The organism is Nocardia sp. NPDC047038, assembly GCF_040644075.1.
Lineage (GTDB): Bacteria > Actinomycetota > Actinomycetes > Mycobacteriales > Mycobacteriaceae > Nocardia > Nocardia sichangensis.
The window spans coordinates 1,091,272-1,111,361 of the sequence record NZ_JBEYVQ010000002.1 but is presented as its reverse complement, the minus strand read 5'-3'; the positions used below and the strand labels follow the sequence as shown (position 1 = coordinate 1,111,361).

Here is a 20,090-nt window from a genome sequence, read left to right as displayed (position 1 = left end):
AAATCGATAGTCTTTGACTATGCATGGGGAAGAAGGGGCACTCAAAACGCGGGGGAAGATCTGGCGATGGAACCGCAAGCGCGCGACAGGAATCGTCGAGTCTTTTACTGGAGATCACGTCTGGTTCGGACTGGACTCATTACGCGGGAGGAATTTCGACGACATCTCGATAGGTGACAACGTCGAGGTGGAGTATGAATTCGCTCAACAAGACTCCCACACTCTGCGCGCGATAAGAATACACTGGCTGCAGGACCGCACCCTTCCATGGGACGAATAAGTGATGCAGCCCGAAATACGGACGCGGCTGTCTACTCGATCGCCAGAAATCCGAACTCTTGGCATAGTCGGACTTCTCCGGGGAGCGACCGATCGGCGATGGCCTGATGTCGTTGCGCTGACCGCTACATAGCCGAACAGTCCCAACACCTTCGACGTCCTGTCTGCGTGGATGTGATCGATCTCCCTTCGCCGGAGCCGAATTCGATCGCCATCCCCCAGGCCGCGGTGCTTGAATCGAACTATGCGTGAGAGCACCGCCTCCGACGAGATCACCGACCCGGCAGACCTGCGGGCATTGCTCGGCGAGGTGGCGCCGCGCGCGGCCACCAAGGAGCGCCCCGTCCTGCATGCCAGGGACCGGGAGTGGATCGCGCTCTCCCCGTTCCTGGTGATGAGTACAAGCGACGCGGACGGCAACTGCGACGCCTCGCCGAAAGGCGATCCGGCGGGGTTCGTGCGGGTGCTCGACGACACCACCCTCGCCATCCCGGAGCGCCCCGGTAACCGCCGCGCCGACGGCTACCTCAACATCTTGGCCAACCCGCACGTCGGCCTGCTGTTCGTGATCCCGGGACGCCGCGAGACGCTGCGGATCAACGGCCGCGCCCGCCTGGTGCGCGACGCGCCGTACTTCGACGACATGGTGGTGCGCGGGCACCGCCCCATCCTCGCTGTCGAGGTGGAGATCGACCAGATCTTCTTCCACTGCGCCAAGGCGTTCATGCGCAGCCATCTCTGGGAGCCGGAGCAGTGGCCGGAGGACACCCTGCCGAGTACCGCCTGCCTGGTCAAAGAGGTGCAGACGAACGTCGCGGAGACGGTGGAGGAGCTGGAGCGCTACTACTCGCCGGAGAACTACGCGGCCAAGCTCTACCGCGGCTGACCCGCGTGGCCCACGCCACCCGACCGCGGCGCGCCCGGATCGCGCGTCGAACATAGACTCGCGACGTGGCAGAACTATCGGTGCGCGGACGGCTCGCGCTGGCGGCGGCGGCCGCGGCGTCCTGGGCCTCGCAGAAGGCGGGTCGTGGCAAAGGGTCGATGATCGGCGGACTGATCGCGTTGAAGATCGATCCGACCGTCATGGACCAGCTCGGGCAGCGGCGGCGCACCGTGCTGGTGACCGGCACGAACGGCAAGTCGACCACCACGCGGATGACCACCGCCGCGCTCAGCACCCTCGGCGCGGTCGCGACCCAGGCCGACGGCGCGAACATGGACGCGGGCATCGTCGCCGCGCTGAACGCGCACCGGCGCGCGCCGCTGGCCGCCATCGAGGTCGACGAACTGCACCTGCCGCACGTCACCGATTCGCTGAACCCCTCGGCGGTGGTGCTGCTGAACCTCAGCCGCGACCAGCTCGACCGGGTCGGCGAGATCAACATGATCGAGCGCAAGCTGCGCGCGGGCCTGGCGAAGCACCCGGCCACCGTGGTGGTCGCCAACTGCGACGACGTGCTGGTCACCTCCATCGCCTACGACCATCCCAACGTGGTGTGGGTCGCCGCGGGCAGCGGCTGGGCGATGGACGCGACCAGCTGCCCGCGCAGCGGCGAGCCGATCGTCTGGGAGGGCGCGCACTGGCGCAGTACCGGAGCGGATTTCCAGCGTCCCGAACCGGACTGGTGGCTCGACGGGGACGATCTGGTCGGGCGGGAGGGCAAGCGTTTCCCGCTGCGGCTCGCACTGCCGGGCCGGGCCAACCGCGGCAACGCCGCACAGGCGGTGGCCGCCGCGGTCGCGCTGGGCGCCGACCCGGAGCAGGCCGTCGCGGCCGCGGGCACGGTCCGCGAGATCGCGGGCCGCTACCGCACCGTGCAGGTCGGCGAGCACGACGCGCGTCTGCTGCTGGCCAAGAACCCGGCCGGCTGGCAGGAGGCGCTGTCGATGATCGAGCCGACCTCGGCGGGCCTGGTGATCGCGGTGAACGGCCAGGTACCCGACGGCGAGGACCTGTCCTGGCTGTGGGACGTGCGCTTCGAGCACTTCGAAGGCGTGCAGGTGGTGGCGGCGGGCGAACGCGCCACCGACCTGGCGGTGCGACTGACCTACGCGGGCGTGGAGCACACCCTGGTGCCCGATCCGGTCCGCGCCATCGCGTCGTGCCCCGCGGGCCATGTGGAAGTGCTGGCCAACTACACCGCCTTCCGTGATCTCAACCGTGACCTCGAGGAGCGGGCTTCATGACCGAGTCGACCTTCCGCATCGGCCTGGTGCTGCCGGACGTGATGGGCACCTACGGCGACGGCGGCAACGCGCTCGTGCTGCGGCAACGACTGCGCATGCGCGGCTACGACGCCGAGATCGTCGAGATCACGCTGTCGGAGCCGGTGCCCGATTCCCTGGACGTCTACACCCTGGGCGGCGCGGAGGATTCCGCCCAGCGTCTGGCCACCCGGCACCTGCAGCGCTACCCCGGCTTGCAGCGCGCCGCCGGGCGAGGCGCTCCGGTGCTGTCGATCTGCGCGGCCATCCAAGTCCTCGGCCAGTGGTACGAGACCTCGGCGGGCGAGCGAGTCGACGGCGTCGGCCTGCTCGACGTCACCACCTCGCCGCAGCACAAACGCGCCATCGGCGAGGTGACCACCACTCCACTGCTCGACGGGCTCACCGCACCACTCACCGGCTTCGAGAATCACCGGGGCGGAACGAAACTCGGCGGCGACGCGCAGGGTCTGGCCCGTGTCACCCGCGGCGTCGGCAACGGCGTCGGCGACGGGCTGGAGGGCGTCGTCCAGGGTTCGGTGATCGGCACCTACATGCACGGCCCGGCGCTGGCCCGTAACCCCGAACTCGCCGACCTGCTGCTGATGCGCGCCCTCGGCGTCACCGAACTGGCGCCCCTCGACCTGCCCGAGGTCGACCAGCTCCGCCGGGAGCGCCTGCGCGCCTGAGCCTGTTCCCGCCGGTCAGGTCGCCGGAGTAGCTGATTCGCGGCAATCCGGATCGAAGCGATGAGTTCGGGCGTGTTCGCCGGTACATACCGGTGCACAGCCACACCATCGAAAGGAATCCGGTCATGAGCGTCATCGTCTGCGAGTTCGTCACCCTCGACGGCAGAGTGTCCGATCCCGACGGCCGCGGCGGCACCGCGACCGGCGGGTGGGCCTTCCGCTACGGTCCCGAGAGCGTCGGCGGTGACAAGTTCCGCCTGGCGCATGCCCTCGATGAGGGCGTGCTGCTGCTGGGCCGCCGCACCTGGGAGTTGTTCGCCACCATCTGGCCCGGTCGCGACGATCCCTTCGCCACGCGCATGAACAAGGCCGCGAAACTGGTCGTCTCGCACACGCTGGCGGACACGTCGAGCTGGACGAATTCCACGCTTGTCGAAGGCGACCTCCATACGGCGGTGGAGAACGCACCCGGCGACGTCATCGTCACCGGCAGCCTGAGCATCGTTTGCGCATTGCGGGAAAAAGATCTGATCGACGAGTACCGACTGCTGATCTTCCCCACGGTCCTCGGTAGCGGTGACCGTTTGTTCGCCGATGGCGAGCCGCCCGCGGACCTCGAGTTGCTGTCGGTCGACACGGTCGGCGCAGCCGTGCTGACCCGCTACGTCCGAGCCGGGCGCTGACGACCGACGTCCGGCGGACGGCGTCAACCGGACGGTCCGACCATCCGTCACCCCGCCACGGGCCCGAGCCGATTTGCCTGGGTGGTTCGCCTCGCCACCGTGCCAGTCGGCGCGGTGGGCGCTCGATCTCGTCGGCGTTCCGGGACCATGCCTTCACCGTCCGTATTCGCGAGCCACGAGTAGATGGCCTGGTACACCCACCTCGGTGACGTCGACGGAGACGGTGATCGTGCTGTCCTTCGCATCGGTGTAGATGATGCCGCGCAGCGGAGGGACGTCGGCGTAGTCGCGGCCCCAGGCGGCGGTGATGTAGCGCTCGTCGCCGAGTTGGTCGTTGGTGGGGTCGAGGTCGATCCACCGGCCCGAGCGGTCGGGTCCGTCGGCGCCGGGCACCCATACCGCCGCCCAGGCGTGCGTGGCGTCGGCGCCGACCATGCGCTCCTTCCCTGGTGGTGGATCGGTGGCCAGGTAGCCGGACACGTACCGGGCGGCGAGGCCGTGCGACCGCAAGCAGGCGACCGCGAGGCGCGCGAAGTCCTGGCAGACGCCTGCCCGGGCCGCGAACACGTCGGCCACCCGGGTGGACACCGTCGTGGCGCCGGACCGGTAGGCGAAGTCGGTGTAGATCCTGGTGTTCAACTCGGCCACCGCGTCCAGCAGCGGCCTGCCCGGCCGGAGGGATTCGGCCGCGTACGCGACGATCTCCGACGTGATCTCCTGCGGGTGCAGGTCGAGGGCGAACTCCACGGCGAACGGCCCGTTGGCCCCCGTCGGGCGCGCGCGTTCCCACGGCTCGGCGGCCGAGCCCGCGTCGTCGCGGGCGGGCGCGTCGACTTCGACCAGCGATTCGCCGACGACCGTCAGAGCACGATGCTCGGTGGTGACGTGGAAGTAGGACGTGATGTTGCCCCACACATCCGCGCCGACCGACCGGTCCGAGGGGGCGGGGTCGATCCGGATCTCGTGCGCGAGCAGACGCTGACCGGGGAGATCGCGCGGCGTCAAGTACGCGCGCCCATAGGAGTTGATGACTTCGCCGGAGTACGAGTACTTGGTGCGATGCTCGATCCGGTAGCGCCGGACCGCACGGCCGGTCATCCGACGACCTGCGCGCTGCCCCACAGCGGCTGGATGTCGACCGGGAGCGACAGCGTCGTGGTCTCGAAGGACTCGGATACCTTGCGCAGGCGCACGTGCACTCCCTCCAGCAGCTCCGCCAGTTCGGTGCGCCGTTCGTTCGCGTCGGTGACCTCGAGATCATCGGGATCGAGGCGGCGCAGCATGCGCCGCGCGTCCGCGAGCAGCCGCTGCGGACGCGACGAGCCGGACGCACCGGGCAGCGCCTGGAAATCGGCGTGCAGGCGGCCCAGCTGATAGGCCAGCGATCGCGGATTGGCGGTGTCGAACAGCAGGAGCTCGGCGACGTTCGCGATCCGCACCGAATCCTGGTGGCGCCGACGGTAACTCACCGAGGACTCGGTGGCGCGCAGCACCCATTCGGTGACCTCGCGTTCGATCTCCTCCGGATACCGTTGGGTCAGCGCGGCCGACAGCAACGCGGTCAGGGCGAGACCGCGCTCGATCCGCTTACCGATGTCCCTGACGTGCCACCCGGTGTCGCGGATCAGCGACTCGCCGTCGATCCCGGACAGCGCGAGCAGCCCGGCCAGGGTTCGCGAATGCACATCCGACAACTCCGCCTCTTGGTCGTCCACCGCGGCGGGGTAGCACGCCAGCGCGCGCTCGACCGAGCCGAGGATCATCCACGTGTCCACCGACAACTGGTCGCGCACGGCGCGCGCGGCGCTGCCGTACCGGTCGATCGCGAAGGCCAGCGATCCGGGCAGCTCGCGGTCTATCGTCAGTGCGACGAGGTAGTCGTGGCCCGCGCGGGACGCGCCCGGCACCCGGTGTGCCGCCGGAGCGCTGTCCTGCGCCGCACCGGTGGCCACGCCGTCGTCCGCCCCTTCGGCGACGGCCTCCACACCAGCCGTAACCTTTTGTCGCGCCCCGGCTCCGGCCATAGCTTCGTTCCTGGGCACGGCAGCGTGGTGCTCAATGTGATCCGAACCACCTTCTCCCCCAATGTCTTCCGGCGTCCCCGGCCCGGATGGCGCGGCAGTCGAGGATTTTTCGTCTGTCCCGTGGCCGGAAGATCGTGACCGGACCGGCACCGAAGTCCCCTGCGCGCACTCGCCCGCACCGGGCGATGCCGGAGCATCACCAGAATCCGGAAACGATCCGGCCGCAGCGTGCGACCGCTCGTCGCCGTACTGCGCGACACCTTCGTCGACGCCGGCACCCGACGGAGCGAGCAGGCCGCGATCGACCGAGCTCTGCTGCGGCGCAAAGGCTCGCACCTCGGGACCGAACAGCCCGTCGGTCGGAGCCGCGGTGGCGGTGGTCCGTCCGAGGGCGGCCAAGAGGATCGGTAACGCGCCCGCGCCTTCCAGCCAGGGGCGATACCGGAACTCTTGGTAGCGCTCGTGGGTGGCGATCAAGAGACGGGCGGTGTCCTCCGCGCGCTCGCCGTAGCGGCCGATCCAGAACAGGTCGTTGAGCACGCGGGGGGAGCTGATCCCCGCCACGACCGGAGCGGTGCGCCGCGGCTCGCGCGACGGCTCGGTGCTGATCGCGGCGGCGGCCGTCGGCGCGGCCCGCACCCAGATGTCCTTGGCGGCGACTTTCCGCGCGGCGCGATCGGTCGTGCGCTGACGTAGCTGCCCGAGACCGCCGGACATCACGGTGTAGCCGCGCCGATGGGCGAGCGAGAACAATCGCATGCCGACCGGAGCCGCGGCGAGTCCGTCGTGCTCGCGGATGGCGGGCGCGACGGAGAACTGCGCCGGTTCCTGGCCAACCCATTGCCATCCGTGCGCATCGATCCGCGCCTTCATCTCGTCGCGCTGCCGCCGACTCAGTTCAGGGCCGAACAGCGTGGCGCCGTCGACCGCCGAGCGAACGATCAGCTTGTCCAGATTCGCGATCAGATGTCCGCGCTCCCGTTCATGACCACCCCAGTACGACGGCGCGTTCTCCAGCAACAGGTCCGCACCGAGCAGTGCGCGCGACAGGGCGGGCAGGAATCCGGCCAGCGCGGGATTCTCCAGCAGCCCGCTGCCGAGCGTGTTCACCACCGTCACCGCGCCGCGGCGCAGCACCTCGACCAGTCCCACCACGCCCAGCCGCGAATCCGGCCGCAGGTCCAGCGGATCGGAGAATTCGGCGCCCACCCGGCGCAGCACCACGTCCACCCGCTTCAGCGTGCCGAGCGACCGCATCCACAGCGCGCCGTCGCGCACCACCAGATCGGCGCTCTCAACCAGCGGAAAGCCGAGTGTGGAGGCGAGATAGGCCTGATCGAACGCGGTCTCGGAATGCACGCCTGGACTGAGCACGACGACCACCGGTTCGTCGTCGTCGGTCTGCGCGGATTCGATCAGCATCAATCGCATCGCCCTGGCGAAGGGTGTCAGCGGACGCGGATTGGCGTGCTCGAACGCCTCCGGGATCGCGGTCGACACGACCCTGCGGTCGGCCAGCGCGTATCCGGCGCCGGACGGCGCCTGCGCCCAGTCGGCGAGCACCCGGAACCGGCCGTCGCCCCAGCGACTGAGATCGCAGGCGTGCAGGAAGAGTTGGTGCCGCCCCGGCACGGTGATGCCGTGCGCGGCTCGTACGTAGCCGCGATTACCGAACACGACTTCCGGTGGGAGCAGTCCCGAGGCGAGCGTCCTGCGTGGACCGTAGATGTCGGTGAGCACCTCGTCGAACACGCGGGAGCGCTGTTCCAGCCCGGCCTCCAGCCGGGTCCAATCGTCCGCGGCGACCGGCAAGGGAATCGGATCGAGGCGCCACGGCGCAGGCGTGTTCTCGGCCGACGCGCCGGCCTCGAGGTAGGTGATGCCGTCGTCGTCGATCAGCCTGCGCACCCGGCTGTCCAGCTTGCCCAAACCGTCCCCGCCGAGTTCGGCGAAGTCGGCGGACAGTTGCGACCACACCCGGCGCACCTTGCCGTCGGCGTCGACCAATTCGTCGTAGTAGCCCGCGACCGGCGCGCCGCACTCGTCGTAGGCGGCGGTGGCAGAAGCATCTTCGCGGTAGCGCGCGACCTGTTCCCGCACGGTGGTCGCGGTATCTTGCCGCTCATCGCGCAACGTCACCGCCGACCTCACTTCCGCCATCCATGCCCAACGGTCGCCGAATGCTTCCGGTGCGGTCCGGAAACCTTGTGCCGGACACCCGCATCAGTGGTCTTTGCGGCCATTTTCGCATGTAGCAGGGGTCATAACGGGTAAAACGCTGTGCGGCGACAACTGTTTGCTCAACATTTGCTCAACATCGGCGCAGCGACACACGGTCCCGCGTCCCACCGTGGCGCCCGCACCGGTGGTATCACCGAACGACGACAACGATCTCGTCAGGAGGTCATTATGCGTAGATCAGACTGTTCGTCTTGCGAATCCGCGTTCGACCACTGCCACGGAACCCTGATCGTGCACGTGAGCCGGATCGCCGAATGCACCGACGAACACTGCCTGGAGCTCAGCCACGCCAGGCACGCCTTCGTCCTCGATTGCCGAGACCTCGCGGGCGGCTGCCGGTGTGGCGACGGCGAGACGGCCCGGCGCCGCGCCTGAGCGGTTCCGTACCCTGGCCCGGTGAGCTATGACCACGTGTTGCTGCCGTCCGGTGTCGCATCGTCGATCGCGGAGGTCGACGCCTACCTGAGCACCCAGCAGGGCGTCCCCGAGTCGGGGGCGGTCGCGCAGATCGCGGCCGAACTGAACAGACGCAACGCGGAACTGCCCGAGGAGGACAACTTCCTCAGCACCGTGCCGGTCGGCGGCGCGGCCACCGGTGCGGCACTGCACGTGCCGTGCCCCTACGACGCGGTCGGCTTCGTCCGCCACTTGCTGTTCGAACTCGCCACACCGCTGAACTATGCCGTCTACGATCCGCAACTGGCCTGGCTGATCGATCCCGCCGAGCACGTCGAGGCCATCGTCACGCACGGCGGCGCGGGCGAGTTCCCGTACCTGACCGAAGCGCTGGTCCAGCAGTGGATTCCGGAGCTGGCCCCGCCCAACCCGTACCTCGTCGTCGAACGCGGCGAGCAGTTCTACATCCAGACCTACCGGGAGAACTCCGGCGCCTACACCGTGGAATACCGGGACGGCTCCCCCGACAAGCATTTCGGCACAACCATCTCCGATCCCGCCACCGTAGCCGCCCTCATCTGGGGCTGGGCCAACGACGACCGCAGCCGGTTCCCCGGCCTGCCCTGGTCGCGCGTCGACCTCTGAACCCGGTCACTGGTTCTGGGTGGCCAACCGGCCCGCCAGCGCGAGGAACGACGCGCCGAAGACCCGGCGCATCCAGGTGACCACGACGGGACGGGAAATGACCTGGTCGCGGACGGCGGCGGCACACGCGCCGTACACCGCGAACACCACCAGGGTGGCGAGCATGAAGATGCCGCTCAGTTCGAGCATGCGCGCCAGTGCGTTCGGCGCGCCGCCGGGCACGAACTGTGGCAGGAACGCGAAGAAGAAGATGGTCAGCTTGGGGTTGAGGAGGTTCAGCAGCACCGCCGAGGTGATCACCTTCCGCGCCGAGGGTGCGGTGCGCCCGGTCTGTTCCGGCACGGCGAGCGCGCCCTTGTCCCGGAACGTGGTCCAGGCCATGTACACCAGATAGCCGACGCCGAGGTACTTCAGCGTCTGGAACGCGACCGCGCTGGCGTTGAGCAGCGCGGCCAGACCCGTGATCGCCGCGATCATGTGCGGAACGATGCCGAGCGTGCAGCCGAAGGCCGCGATCACCGCGGCTCGCACACCGCGAGACAGCCCCGCCGCCAACGTGAACAGCACACCGGTGCCGGGGGTGGCGACGATGACGAGCGTCGTCAGCACGAATTCGATGCTCATCCCCGACACGGTAACGCACGCCCGGCGCGGCGCAATCCCCGTCGCGGGAGGCGTTTTCGCAAGCTATAGCGCGCGGCGGCCGGACAGCGCGCGCCCGAGGGTGAGCTCGTCGGCGAATTCGAGGTCGCCGCCCATCGGCAGGCCCGAGGCCAGCCTGGTCACGCTCAGACCCGGAAAGTCGCGCAGCATCCGGACCAGGTAGGTGGCGGTGGCCTCGCCCTCGGTGTTCGGGTCCGTCGCGATGATCACCTCGCTGACGTCGACGCCGTCCTCCTGGTTTCCGATACGCGCCAGGAGTTCCCGGATCCGCAGCTGGTCGGGGCCGACACCGCTGAGCGGATCGAGCGCGCCGCCGAGCACGTGGTAGCGACCGCGGAACTCCCTGGTGCGCTCGATCGCCTGCACGTCCTTGGGTTCCTCGACCACGCAGATCATGGTCCGGTCCCGGCGCGGGTCGGCGCAGATGCGGCACAGCTCGCCGTCGGACACCGTTCCGCATGTCACGCAGAACTGCACCCCGTCACGCACCTTCTGCAGCGCGGCCTGCAGCCGATCGATCTCCGGCGGCTCCACCTGGAGCAGATGAAAGGCGATGCGCTGCGCGCTCTTCGGACCGACGCCGGGCAGTTTGCCCAATTCGTCGATCAGATCCTGGACCGGACCCTCGTACAACTGCTGCCTCGGCTCAGAAACCGGGCAGCGAACCGCCGCCGCCGAAGCCACCGGACAGGGGTCCGAGCCGTTCGGCGGCGATGCGCTGCGCGTTGGCCATCGCGTCGTTGACCGCACCGATGACCAAATCCTGCAATGTCTCGACATCGTCGGGATCCACGGCCTTCGGGTCGATGGTCAGCGACACCACCTCACCGCTCGCCTTCAGCCTGACCTGCACCAAGCCACCGCCGGCAGCGCCGTCCACCTCGGTCGCCGCGATCTCGGCCTGGGCTTCCATCACCGCCTGCTGCATCTGCTGCGCCTGGGCGAGCAACTGTTGCATATCGAACTGGCCACCTGGCTGCACGGGAGCGTCCTCTCTGAAGAAGGTGTCACCGGCCAGCCTAGTCCTGCCGCGGCCGGTCCCCGGCGCGGCCCGACGGTCCCAGGTCCGCGGCGCAGGACGGATAACAGCGCGCATGGCGGATAACAGGTTGGGTAGTTCCGATCGGAACCGACCATGCGCGCCTTACCATCGACACCGAGTCGGAAAGCGGTGTGCAAATCTGGAGCCAATGATGATCGCAGTTCGTGCACGTTTCCTGAGCACCCTGGTGCTCACGCTCGGTGTTCCCAGCATCTTTCTCGGCGCAGCGGCGTCCGCGGATACGGAGATCACCGACACGCCCGGAGTGATCGACGCGCAAGGGGCAGACGAGCCCCAGACGACCCCGGCGGCCGCCGACTACGGGGGCGGCTGCGTCCTCTACCCGGACGACAAGGCCGCGACGCTCGATTCGCTGCGTTCCCGGTGCTCGCCGGAGCAGCAGGACGCGATCTTCCGCGCCGCACCGCTCGGCGCCGTTCCGGTCGGCGTGAAATCGGGCTGGGTCACTCGCCCGCCGGTCATGCAGGCCATCGCGCCCCCGCTGTGGATCGGCAAGACCTTCTACACCGGCCCGGACGGCGGCTTCCTGATGAACCGCCTCACCGGTGCGGGCTTCGAGGCCTGGGGCGCCGACGTCTACGTCGCGCCCGCCCTGACCGATGGGCAGCCGACCTGGGCACTGAACTACGCGCCCTCGCCGACGCCGCAGGTCTACGACGAGATCCGGGAAGTCACTCCCGGTGTGTGGTTCGGCTACTCGTGGTGGCGCGGCATGTTCCAGACCACCCTGCTGCTGACCTTCGCGCTCGCCTGAACAGCGGGTGTCGTTTGACCCTCCCGTCACTGGAGGGTGTTGGCTGGTGCCATGACGGCCACCGTCCCCATCGGGGAATTCTCCAGGCTGAGCAATCTCAGCGTGAAGACGTTGCGCTACTACCACGAGATCGGTCTGCTCGCTCCGGCCGGCATAGACGCGAATTCGGGCTATCGGCGGTACGCGACGGCGCAGGTGACGCAGGCACAGTTGATCCGGCGGCTGCGCGAGCTGGACATGCCGGTTCCGGAGATCCGCGCCGTGCTGGCCGCGCCGGACGAGAACACCCGTGACGCCACGCTGCGGGCGCATCTGGAGCGCATGGAAGCCGAGCTGACCCGCACCCGCGCGGTCGTGGCCTCGTTGCGCGCGCTGCTGACGCCATCGGCTCCGATCGCCGTGGAGTATCGCGTGGTCGGGGCGTTCCCGGCGGCGGCGATCGGCGCGACGGTGGCGCGCGAACACATCGGCGAGTGGTGCGCTTCGACGTTCCAGGCGTTGTACGAGTCGCTGGCCGCCGCGAGCATCGCGCCTGCGGGCGTCGCCGGCGCCACCTACAGCACCGACTTCTTCGAGCAGGACGAAGGCGAAGTAGTCGCGTTCGTCCCAGTCGCCGACACGGATGTGGTGCTGCCGGCAATGCTTTCACTCATCGAGCTACCCGCGCGCCGTTTCGCCGTCGCCGTGCACGAGGGCCCGTTCGACGATTTCGACCGGACCTACGGCGCACTGGGCAGTCACGTCGCCGAACACGCTGTCGCGCTGCCCGAGCCGATCCGCGAGATGTACCTGCTCGGACCGGACACGTCCGATGAACCCGCCGGCTACCGGACCGAAGTGTGCTGGCCCGTCGCCCAACCATAAAAGGAGATATCCATGACGATCTCGATCGCCCACGTCACCATCGATTGTGCGAACGCGGGCGCGCTCGCCGAATTCTGGTCACAGTTGCTGGAGACGCCCGTCGATCCCGACCCCACCCCGGAGTTCGCCACCGTCGGCCGGACCGCGAACGCCGCGACCCCGCTGATGTTCATCCGCGTGCCCGACAAGAACCCCGGCAAGAACGTCATCCACCTCGACCTGCTCGCTTCCGGCCGGGACGAGGTTGCGCGCGCGATCGATCTCGGCGCGAAGCACGTCGCCGACTTCGACGAGTGGGGCATGAAGTGGACGACGCTGGCCGATCCCGAGGGGAACCTCTTCGACATCGCGGCCGAATAGACCCAGCAGACCGCGACGACGGCCATGGCCGTCGTCGCGGCCGTACGATCAGGCCAGTTCGCGCTGGAGGTTGCCGAGCACCTCGGCCTGGATCTTCTTCAGGCCGAGCGGCGCGAAGATGCCCTCGAAGATGCCCGCGACGCCGCCCGCGCCCTTCCACGTGGTGCGCAGCGTGACTCGCGCGCCCGCGCCCTCCGGGGTGACGGTCCAGGTGTTCACCAAGGTCGAATTCGAGTCGCGCTCGGTGACAATGGAATCGGACACCGAGACGACCGCGTGCACGTTGCGCGAGCGCTTCTCGGTGGCCTGCAACGTCCATTCCGCGACGGTGCCCGCGCCCTTGCCCCCTTCGACCACCTTGTAGTCGCGGTAGTGCGACGAGAGGATGCGCGGACGCACCGTGTCGTAGTCGGCGATGGCCTCCAGCGCGCGCTGCGGATCCGCCGCCACGTCGATCGAACTACTGGCGCTGACCTGTCCCACAATGAGCTCCTTGTCCGGATGCGGTGTCTCGACGGATCTCCATCCTGCCCTGTCGGCCCCGGATGATAACGGCGAGGGCGGAGCGTGTGGCGAACTTCTCCGGACGATTCGGTATTCCGTTTCGCAACATATGCGTGACATTTCTCCACGACCGAGACCTCGCGGTGGCCCCGCAGTATGGTCCGTACTAGCGTCGAGGGGTGGCAGTGAGTCTGTTGGGGAAGGCCGGACACGCACCGGCCGCACGCGAATCAGGATTTGCCGCGCATCGAGCCGGCGTGGATCGCCTTCTGGCGAGTTACCGCGCCATACCCGAGCACGCCAACGTCCGTTTGGCCAAGAAGACCTCGAACCTTTTCCGCGCCAGGGCGAAGAACACCGCGCCCGGCCTCGATGTCTCGGGGCTGACCAGGGTGATCGCGGTCGACCCCGTGGCGAGGACCGCCGACGTCGCTGGCATGACCACCTACGAGGAGCTGGTCGCCGCCACCCTCCCGTACGGGCTCGCGCCGCTGGTCGTTCCCCAGCTCAAGACCATCACGCTGGGCGGAGCGGTCACCGGCCTCGGCATCGAGTCCACCTCCTTCCGCAGCGGTTTGCCGCACGAGTCGGTGCTGGAGATGGACGTGCTGACCGGCGCGGGCGAGATCCTCACCGCCACGCCGGACAACGAGCACGCCGATCTGTTCCACGGCTTCCCGAATTCCTACGGGACGTTGGGTTACACGGTCCGGCTGAAGATCGAGCTGGAAGAAGTACAACCGTACGTCGCGCTGCGGCACGTTCGCTTCCGGGACCTGCGCGAACTGGAGGCCACCCTCGCGACGATCGTCACGGATCGGGTCTATGAGGACGAGCCCGTGGACTACCTCGACGGCGTCGTCTTCTCCGCCGAGGAGAGCTATCTGACGCTGGGCCGCCGCACCGACGAGCCGGGCCCGGTCAGCGACTACACCGGGATGGACATCTACTACCGGTCCATCCAGCACGAGGGCGAAACGCCCAAACGCGACCGCCTGACCATCCACGACTACCTGTGGCGCTGGGACACCGACTGGTTCTGGTGCTCCCGCGCCTTCGGCACGCAGAATCCGAGGATCCGCCGGTTCTGGCCGAAGCGCTATCGGCGCAGCAGCTTCTATTGGAAGCTGGTTGCGCTCGATCACAAGTACGACATCGGCGACAAGCTGGAGGCCCGCAAGGGCAACCCCCCGCGTGAGCGGGTCGTGCAGGACATCGAGGTGCCGGTGGACCGCACCGCCGACTTCGTGGAGTGGTTCCTGCGCGAGATTCCGATCGAGCCGATCTGGCTGTGCCCGCTGCGTTTGCGCGAGACCGGCCGCACGCAGCGGCCCGGCGAACGCGCTTGGCCGCTGTATCCCCTGGAGCCGGACCGGACCTACGTGAACGTCGGATTCTGGTCGGCCGTGCCCACCGCTCCCGGGCAGCAGGAGGGCGCGGCCAACCGCGCGATCGAGCACAAAGTGACCGAATTCGACGGTCATAAGTCGCTGTACTCGGATTCCTTCTACGACAAGGATGAGTTCGCGGCGCTCTACGGCGGAAACACCTACACCGAACTGAAAAAACGCTACGACCCGAACCAGCGCCTGCTGGATTTGTATTCGAAGGCGGTGCAACGCAAATGACGACATTCAAGGACCGTTCCGATGTCTTCGCCGATCTCGGAACCAAACTCAGCATTGCCGAGATCTTCGAGACCCTCGTCGAGGGCGAAGTCCCGATCCGGTTGACGGCCTACGACGGCAGCGCCACCGGACCGGAGGACTCGGAGTTCGCGCTGGACATCCGGACTCCGCGTGGCATCAACTACCTGGCCACGGCCCCCGGCGACCTGGGCATGGCGCGCGCCTACATCGCAGGCGACATGACCGCCAGCGGGGTGCACCCGGGTGATCCGTACGCGATCCTGAAGGCGATGGACAGCTTGAAGTTCCGCCGTCCGTCCGCGCTGGCCCTGGTGACCATCGCGCGCTCGCTGGGCTGGGAGCGGCTCAAGCCGGTCGCCCCGCCGCCGCAGGAGACGCTGCCGCGCTGGCGGCGGATCGCCTTCGAGGGACTGCGCCACTCCAAGACGCGCGACGCCGAAGCCATCCACCACCACTACGACGTCTCGAACGCCTTCTACGAGCACGTGCTCGGCCCGTCGATGACCTACACCTGCGCGACCTACGGCGACGAGAGCTGGACGCTCGAGCAGGCGCAGGAGAACAAGTACCGCCTGGTGTTCGAGAAGCTGCGCTTGAAGGAGGGTGACCGGCTGCTCGACATCGGCTGCGGCTGGGGCGGCATGGTGCGTTACGCCGCCAAGCGCGGCGTCAAGGTGATCGGCGCGACGCTCTCGGCCGAGCAGGCGGATTGGGCGCAGAAGAAGATCGCCGAGGAGGGCCTGGCCGAGCTGGCCGAAGTGCGGCACTCCGACTATCGCGACGTGCCGGAGGGCGAGTTCGACGCGGTGTCCTCGATCGGGCTCACCGAGCACATCGGGGTGCACAACTACCCGTACTACTTCGACTACATCAAGAACAAGCTGCGCGACGGCGGCCTGTTCCTGAACCACTGCATCACCCGCCCGGACAACACCCGCACCACCAAGGCGGGCGATTTCATCGACCGCTACGTGTTCCCGGACGGCGAGCTGATCGGCTCCGGCCGGATCATCTCCGAGATCCAGAACATCGGGCTCGAAGTGCTGCACGAGGAGAACCTGCGCGAGCACTACGCCCTGACTCTGCACGAATGGTGCAAGAACCTGGTCGCCAACTGGGACGCCTGCGTCGCGGAGGTCGGCGAGGGCACCGCGAAGGTGTGGGGCCTGTATATGGCGGGCTGCCGACTGGGCTTCCAGCGCAACGTGGTGCAGCTGCACCAGGTGCTCGGCGTCAAGTTGCCCGCCGACGGCGACTGGACCGTACCGCTGCGCCCGTGGTGGCAGCCGTAGACCGGGACGTTCAGAAGGCGTTGCTGCCCGCCTCGTTCAGGAGTTCATCCAGGAACGGGGCGGGCAGTTCGACGTCGCCGACCTGGGCGGAGGCGGGCAGGTCGGCGCGCAGCACGCGCAGGATGCCGACCACGCCGGGGCCCGCGTCCAGCAGCGGCCTGGTCCAGCCGAGGTCGGCGCAGGTCGCGACGGCGGGCAGCAGCAGGTTGGTGGCCTCACCGACCCAGCCCGCGGTGGCCAGACATTCCGCGAGGAGCAGCGCGGCGTCCAATTGAGCGCGCGGGCGGTGCTTCTGGCGGGTGTGGTCGGACAGCGCGCGGGCGCGGCGCACCGCCCGGTCGTCGGAGCCGAGCCGGCGTTCGGCGAGCAGTGCGCGGATGGCGGCGAGTTCCTCGGCTTCGGCGGTGAGCAGGGCGGCGCCGGTCAGCCGATGCGCCGCCTGGAGCGGCGTGGATTCACTGAGGTCGGTGTAGCGGCGATCCGCGGACTCCAGCGCCATGCCCAGACGCAGCCGTTCGGCCCGGATGTGGGCGGCCAGCCGGGGCAGTCGGTTGTCGGCGGCGATGCGCGCGCCCTCGTCCAGCCGCGTTGCCGCGGTGAACAGATCTCCCCCGACCGCCTTGACCCGGGCGCCGACGACGAAGGTGGAGATCAGGAAGTCCACCGGACCGACCCGGGTGACCAGCTCGTGACTTTCGTCGAGCAACCGGTCGGCGGTCGCCAGATCGCCCCTGCGGTAGCTCATCTCGCCCAGCAGCGCCGCGGCGACCCGCACCGCGTGCGAGCGCGGTCCCGAGCGTTCCCGCGCGAAGTCCCAGGCCTGCTGGAAACAGCGCGTGGCGGTGTCCACGTCGAGTTGCTCGTAGGCGGCGGCGCCCTGGCCGCAGCGACCGAACACCAGGCCGAGCGAATCCTTCGAGCGTTCGTGGTACTCCTCGGCCCACTCCTGGATGTTCCTCGCGCCCTCGAAGTCGAACTCGCACAGGCGCACGAAGGATGTCAGGTTGGCCGCCGTCGAGACCGTCCACACGGGTAGATCGTCCGGCTCCCGCAGGCAGTCGGCGACTCGATCCAGCACGCCATCGGTGTGGTCGCGCGCGATCTGGTCGGAGGCGGCGAGCACGGCCGCCTGGCAGCGCTGCACCCGCACATCGGCGTCGCCGGTGGACCCGCGGGCCAGGATGTTGGACAGCCTGCCCAGGGCGTTGCGCGCCGCGCCGGACTGCTGCAGGTTGACGTTCGCCCTGGCCACCGCCATCAGCAACTTCGAGCGCGACGCCACCTGCTGCATCGGCAGCTTCGACACGCTGCCCAGCAGCGTGGCGAGCCGGGAACCGTCGATCAGGTCCATCCCGCCACCCTCGAGCAGGTCCAGCGCCATCTTCAGATCGGTCGCGGCCAGCGCATGGTCGACCGACTTGCGCAGCAGCTGGTGTTCGGCGTACCAGCGCGAAGCCTTGCGGTGCAGCGACTTCAGCTTCCCCGGGTGGACGCGGTCGAGCCGGGTCCGCAGGTGCTCCGCGAACAGCGGCTGCATCCGGAACCACTCGGGGTCGTGCTCGATGCGCCGCAGGAACAGCTCACGCTGCTCGGCCTGCTCGAGCAGCTGCTCGGCATCCGGCTCCCCGGACAACGCCGCGGCGAGCGAACCGCACACCCGCTCGGTCACCGCGATCGACATCAGGAACTCGAGCATCTTCGGTTCCAAAGTGTCCAAGACGTTTTCAGCGAGGTATTCGCGAATGCCGTGGTTGCCTTCGGAGAGGGTGGCGATCAGCTGAGCTGGGTCGGCGTTGCCGCGCAAGGACAGGCCCACCAATTGGATGGCCGCGGGCCAGCCGTCGGTGGCGGTGTGGATTTCGGTGACCTGTTCCGGCGTCAGGTCGAAGCCGTTGCGCTCCACCAGGATCTGCCTGGTCTCCGCCTCGTTGAGGCGCAGCGCGGCCGAGCCGATCTCGACCAGTTCGTCGTGCACTCGCATGCGGCTGGTCGGCAGGCCGGACTGTTCCCGGCTGGTCACGACGAAACGCAGGTGGTGGCAGCAGTTGTCCAGCAGAGCTTCCATCGCGCGATGCGCGCCCGCGTCGGTGATCCGCTGCCAGTCCTCGACGATCACCACGACCGTCCTGCCCGCCGCGTGGATCTCGTCGATGAGGGTGGGAATCACGAAAGCGGCCGCGTCGGCGGGCCGTTCCTCCAGTACCTGGTCCAGACCGGCGCCGACGTCCGGATGCACCCGGCGGATGGCCTGGATCAGATGGGCGAGCAGCCAGATCTCGTTGTCGTCGTCCCGGTCGATGCCGATCCAGGCGACCGCGGTGTCACCTTCGCTGAGCTCGGCGCGCCACTGCGCGGCCAGCGTGCTCTTGCCGAAGCCCGCGGGCGCGTGGATCACTGCCAACCTGCGCCGCCCGCCCGCGCGCAGGATGTCCAGCAGACGCGGCCGTGGAATCGGCTCTCGCGTGGGCGTGGGCGGCCAGAACTTGGTCACGGCCGTCGGCGGCGTCGCCGGCACGACCGCCGGATGCTGGGAGACGGCGGGCCGTAGCGTCAACGGCCAGCTGCGCCGCGCGGTGACCGCGGGACGGGAGGCGGTCCACACCGCGGTCGGTTCGCCCACGGCGGCCGGGGTGGTCGTTTCGGGCTCCGGCGTGGTCTCCAGCAGCGCCATCTCGTCCGGCAACTGATCGTGGCCGCGCTGCACCGCGCGCAGCATTTCGCCGAACTCGTAGGCGCTGGCCGGGCGATCCCGCGGATTCGGGGACATGGCCTGTTCGATGACGCCGGCGACATCCGGCGGAATGTCCTGTTCACGCAGATCGGGCACCGGCTGGGTGGTGATCCGCAGGAACTGCGCGACCACCCGCTCGCCCGCCTGCCGCTCGAAGGCCGCGTGCCCGGTGAGCAAGGCGAACAACGTCGAGCCGAGGCCGTAGACGTCGGAGCGGATGGTCGGCTCGTCACCTTTGAGGACCTCCGGCGCGGTGAACGCGGGCGAGCCGGTGATCATGCTGCTGGACGTGCGGAACCCGCCCGGGATGCGGGCGATGCCGAAATCCGTCAGCTGCGGCTCGCCGTAACCACTGAGCAGCACATTCGCCGGTTTCACGTCGCGGTGCAGGATTCGGGCGCGGTGCGCGCTCTCGATGGCTCCTGCCAGCTTGACGCCTGCTCGTAGCGAGTCCGCCCAGGTCAATGGGCCTTGATCGCGAATCAGCTTTTCCAGCGACCCGTGGGTGCAGTACGGCATGACGATGAGCGGCATTCCGGTCGCCGTCACGTCCACCTGGAGTATGTCGACGATGTTCGGGTGGCCGGAGAGCCTGCCCATGGCCTGTTCCTCGCGCAGGAACCGCTCTCTGCTCTCCTGGTCGATCTCCGAGGGAAGCACCTTCACCGCGACCACCCGGTCCAACGCGGTCTGGATGCAGCGATACACCACCCCGAATCCGCCGCGGCCGATCTCCACCGCACCGGACAGGCCCATCGCCTCCAGTTCGTCGGCGATGTCGACGGGCGGCTGCCGCTGCGTCTTCGCCTCGGCCGCAGGGGATTCGGGGCGCACCCGGCCCGAACGCGTCTGTGGATTCATGTGATCACCTCGAACACTCACATCGAATCGGCGACATCGGCGACCAACTCCGCGCCGACCGCCGGACGCCGTGTCCGATATGCCTGCGCATACTCCAACGTAGCGCGGTGCGGTATCACGCGGGTGACGTTTCCGAACAGGTCGGGTGTGTTCCGAATCCGCGTGTTTCGCGCCGCTGAGCGGT

Annotated in this window: 18 protein-coding genes; 11 read left to right on the top strand and 7 right to left on the bottom strand. The window is 68.6% G+C overall.

Going from position 1 to position 20,090, the window contains the following annotated elements; translation table 11 throughout:
- Window positions 1-523 precede the first annotated feature (523 nt).
- From ABZ824_RS13205 to ABZ824_RS13190, 4 genes are all read left to right on the top strand, one after another.
- Window positions 524-1,165, top strand: coding sequence for a pyridoxamine 5'-phosphate oxidase family protein (locus ABZ824_RS13205; protein WP_356963430.1), 642 nt, complete (start codon window positions 524-526; stop codon window positions 1,163-1,165).
- Window positions 1,166-1,230: 65 nt separating this feature from the next.
- Complete coding sequence (locus tag ABZ824_RS13200; RefSeq protein ID WP_355078717.1) at window positions 1,231-2,469, top strand: Mur ligase family protein; 1,239 nt, start codon at window positions 1,231-1,233, stop codon at window positions 2,467-2,469.
- A complete protein-coding gene (locus ABZ824_RS13195) occupies window positions 2,466-3,176 on the top strand; it encodes a glutamine amidotransferase (protein WP_356963429.1) in 711 nt (236 codons plus the stop codon). Before ABZ824_RS13200 ends, ABZ824_RS13195 begins: the two co-directional genes overlap by 4 nt.
- Window positions 3,177-3,301: 125 nt before the next feature.
- Window positions 3,302-3,859, top strand: a complete 558-nt coding sequence (locus ABZ824_RS13190) for a dihydrofolate reductase family protein (RefSeq protein WP_356963428.1) — start codon at window positions 3,302-3,304, stop codon at window positions 3,857-3,859.
- Between the two features lie 153 nt (window positions 3,860-4,012).
- Here ABZ824_RS13190 and ABZ824_RS13185 read toward each other — a convergent pair whose 3' ends face one another.
- Complete coding sequence (locus ABZ824_RS13185) at window positions 4,013-4,957, bottom strand: transglutaminase family protein (protein ID WP_356963427.1); 945 nt, start codon at window positions 4,955-4,957, stop codon at window positions 4,013-4,015.
- Window positions 4,954-8,043, bottom strand: a complete 3,090-nt coding sequence (locus ABZ824_RS13180; RefSeq protein WP_356963426.1) for a circularly permuted type 2 ATP-grasp protein — start codon at window positions 8,041-8,043, stop codon at window positions 4,954-4,956. The genes ABZ824_RS13185 and ABZ824_RS13180 overlap by 4 nt, the downstream gene beginning before the upstream one ends.
- Window positions 8,044-8,292: 249 nt before the next feature.
- Here ABZ824_RS13180 and ABZ824_RS13175 point away from each other — a divergent pair, with 249 nt between their 5' ends.
- Window positions 8,293-8,499, top strand: coding sequence for a hypothetical protein (locus ABZ824_RS13175; RefSeq protein ID WP_356963425.1), 207 nt, complete (start codon window positions 8,293-8,295; stop codon window positions 8,497-8,499).
- 21 nt (window positions 8,500-8,520) lie between these two features.
- Entirely contained in the window at window positions 8,521-9,165 is a 645-nt protein-coding gene (locus ABZ824_RS13170) for a hypothetical protein (protein ID WP_355078722.1), read from the top strand.
- Window positions 9,166-9,171: 6 nt separating this feature from the next.
- On the opposite strand, the gene ABZ824_RS13165 is transcribed toward ABZ824_RS13170, so the two are convergent.
- The 3 genes from ABZ824_RS13165 to ABZ824_RS13155 all read right to left on the bottom strand — a co-directional run bounded on the left by ABZ824_RS13165 (window position 9,172) and on the right by ABZ824_RS13155 (window position 10,810).
- Complete coding sequence (locus tag ABZ824_RS13165) at window positions 9,172-9,789, bottom strand: LysE family translocator (protein ID WP_356963424.1); 618 nt, start codon at window positions 9,787-9,789, stop codon at window positions 9,172-9,174.
- 63 nt (window positions 9,790-9,852) lie between these two features.
- Window positions 9,853-10,461: a recombination mediator RecR gene (gene recR, locus ABZ824_RS13160; RefSeq protein ID WP_063018922.1), complete on the bottom strand. Its 609-nt coding sequence runs from the start codon at window positions 10,459-10,461 to the stop codon at window positions 9,853-9,855.
- Window positions 10,462-10,474: 13 nt separating this feature from the next.
- Entirely contained in the window at window positions 10,475-10,810 is a 336-nt protein-coding gene (locus ABZ824_RS13155) for a YbaB/EbfC family nucleoid-associated protein (protein WP_355078724.1), read from the bottom strand.
- Window positions 10,811-11,021: 211 nt separating this feature from the next.
- Here ABZ824_RS13155 and ABZ824_RS13150 point away from each other — a divergent pair, with 211 nt between their 5' ends.
- Genes ABZ824_RS13150 through ABZ824_RS13140 form a run of 3 tightly spaced genes read left to right on the top strand, consistent with a single transcriptional unit; the run spans window position 11,022 to window position 12,869 of the window.
- A complete protein-coding gene (locus ABZ824_RS13150; protein WP_356963423.1) occupies window positions 11,022-11,645 on the top strand; it encodes a hypothetical protein in 624 nt (207 codons plus the stop codon).
- Between the two features lie 51 nt (window positions 11,646-11,696).
- A complete protein-coding gene (locus ABZ824_RS13145) occupies window positions 11,697-12,509 on the top strand; it encodes a MerR family transcriptional regulator (RefSeq protein ID WP_356963422.1) in 813 nt (270 codons plus the stop codon).
- Between the two features lie 12 nt (window positions 12,510-12,521).
- Entirely contained in the window at window positions 12,522-12,869 is a 348-nt protein-coding gene (locus tag ABZ824_RS13140) for a VOC family protein (protein ID WP_356963421.1), read from the top strand.
- Between the two features lie 48 nt (window positions 12,870-12,917).
- Here the strand turns inward: ABZ824_RS13140 and ABZ824_RS13135 are convergent, their stop codons facing one another.
- The gene (locus ABZ824_RS13135) at window positions 12,918-13,352 is read right to left on the bottom strand and encodes an SRPBCC family protein (protein ID WP_355078728.1); all 435 of its coding nucleotides are present in this window, start codon (window positions 13,350-13,352) and stop codon (window positions 12,918-12,920) included.
- A 206-nt stretch (window positions 13,353-13,558) separates the two neighbouring features.
- Here ABZ824_RS13135 and ABZ824_RS13130 point away from each other — a divergent pair, with 206 nt between their 5' ends.
- Both ABZ824_RS13130 and ABZ824_RS13125 read left to right on the top strand, forming a co-directional pair.
- On the top strand, window positions 13,559-15,001 hold the full coding sequence (locus ABZ824_RS13130; RefSeq protein WP_356963514.1) for an FAD-binding oxidoreductase: 1,443 nt from the start codon (window positions 13,559-13,561) through the stop codon (window positions 14,999-15,001).
- The gene (locus ABZ824_RS13125) at window positions 14,998-16,314 is read left to right on the top strand and encodes a class I SAM-dependent methyltransferase (RefSeq protein WP_355078729.1); all 1,317 of its coding nucleotides are present in this window, start codon (window positions 14,998-15,000) and stop codon (window positions 16,312-16,314) included. The genes ABZ824_RS13130 and ABZ824_RS13125 overlap by 4 nt, the downstream gene beginning before the upstream one ends.
- 10 nt (window positions 16,315-16,324) lie before the next feature.
- Here ABZ824_RS13125 and ABZ824_RS13120 read toward each other — a convergent pair whose 3' ends face one another.
- A complete protein-coding gene (locus tag ABZ824_RS13120) occupies window positions 16,325-19,906 on the bottom strand; it encodes a protein kinase (protein ID WP_355078730.1) in 3,582 nt (1,193 codons plus the stop codon).
- Between the last annotated feature and the right edge of the window lie 184 nt (window positions 19,907-20,090).

Coding starts and splice junctions, on each gene's coding strand:
- ABZ824_RS13145 (WP_356963422.1), top strand. CDS start 11,697: ATGACGGCCACCGTCCCCATCGGGGAATTCTCCAGGCTGAGCAATCTC.
- ABZ824_RS13175 (WP_356963425.1), top strand. CDS start 8,293: ATGCGTAGATCAGACTGTTCGTCTTGCGAATCCGCGTTCGACCACTGC.
- ABZ824_RS13120 (WP_355078730.1), bottom strand. CDS start 19,906: ATGAATCCACAGACGCGTTCGGGCCGGGTGCGCCCCGAATCCCCTGCG.
- ABZ824_RS13165 (WP_356963424.1), bottom strand. CDS start 9,789: ATGAGCATCGAATTCGTGCTGACGACGCTCGTCATCGTCGCCACCCCC.
- ABZ824_RS13125 (WP_355078729.1), top strand. CDS start 14,998: ATGACGACATTCAAGGACCGTTCCGATGTCTTCGCCGATCTCGGAACC.
- ABZ824_RS13180 (WP_356963426.1), bottom strand. CDS start 8,043: ATGGCGGAAGTGAGGTCGGCGGTGACGTTGCGCGATGAGCGGCAAGAT.
- ABZ824_RS13150 (WP_356963423.1), top strand. CDS start 11,022: ATGATCGCAGTTCGTGCACGTTTCCTGAGCACCCTGGTGCTCACGCTC.
- ABZ824_RS13140 (WP_356963421.1), top strand. CDS start 12,522: ATGACGATCTCGATCGCCCACGTCACCATCGATTGTGCGAACGCGGGC.
- ABZ824_RS13195 (WP_356963429.1), top strand. CDS start 2,466: ATGACCGAGTCGACCTTCCGCATCGGCCTGGTGCTGCCGGACGTGATG.
- ABZ824_RS13190 (WP_356963428.1), top strand. CDS start 3,302: ATGAGCGTCATCGTCTGCGAGTTCGTCACCCTCGACGGCAGAGTGTCC.
- ABZ824_RS13205 (WP_356963430.1), top strand. CDS start 524: ATGCGTGAGAGCACCGCCTCCGACGAGATCACCGACCCGGCAGACCTG.
- ABZ824_RS13185 (WP_356963427.1), bottom strand. CDS start 4,957: ATGACCGGCCGTGCGGTCCGGCGCTACCGGATCGAGCATCGCACCAAG.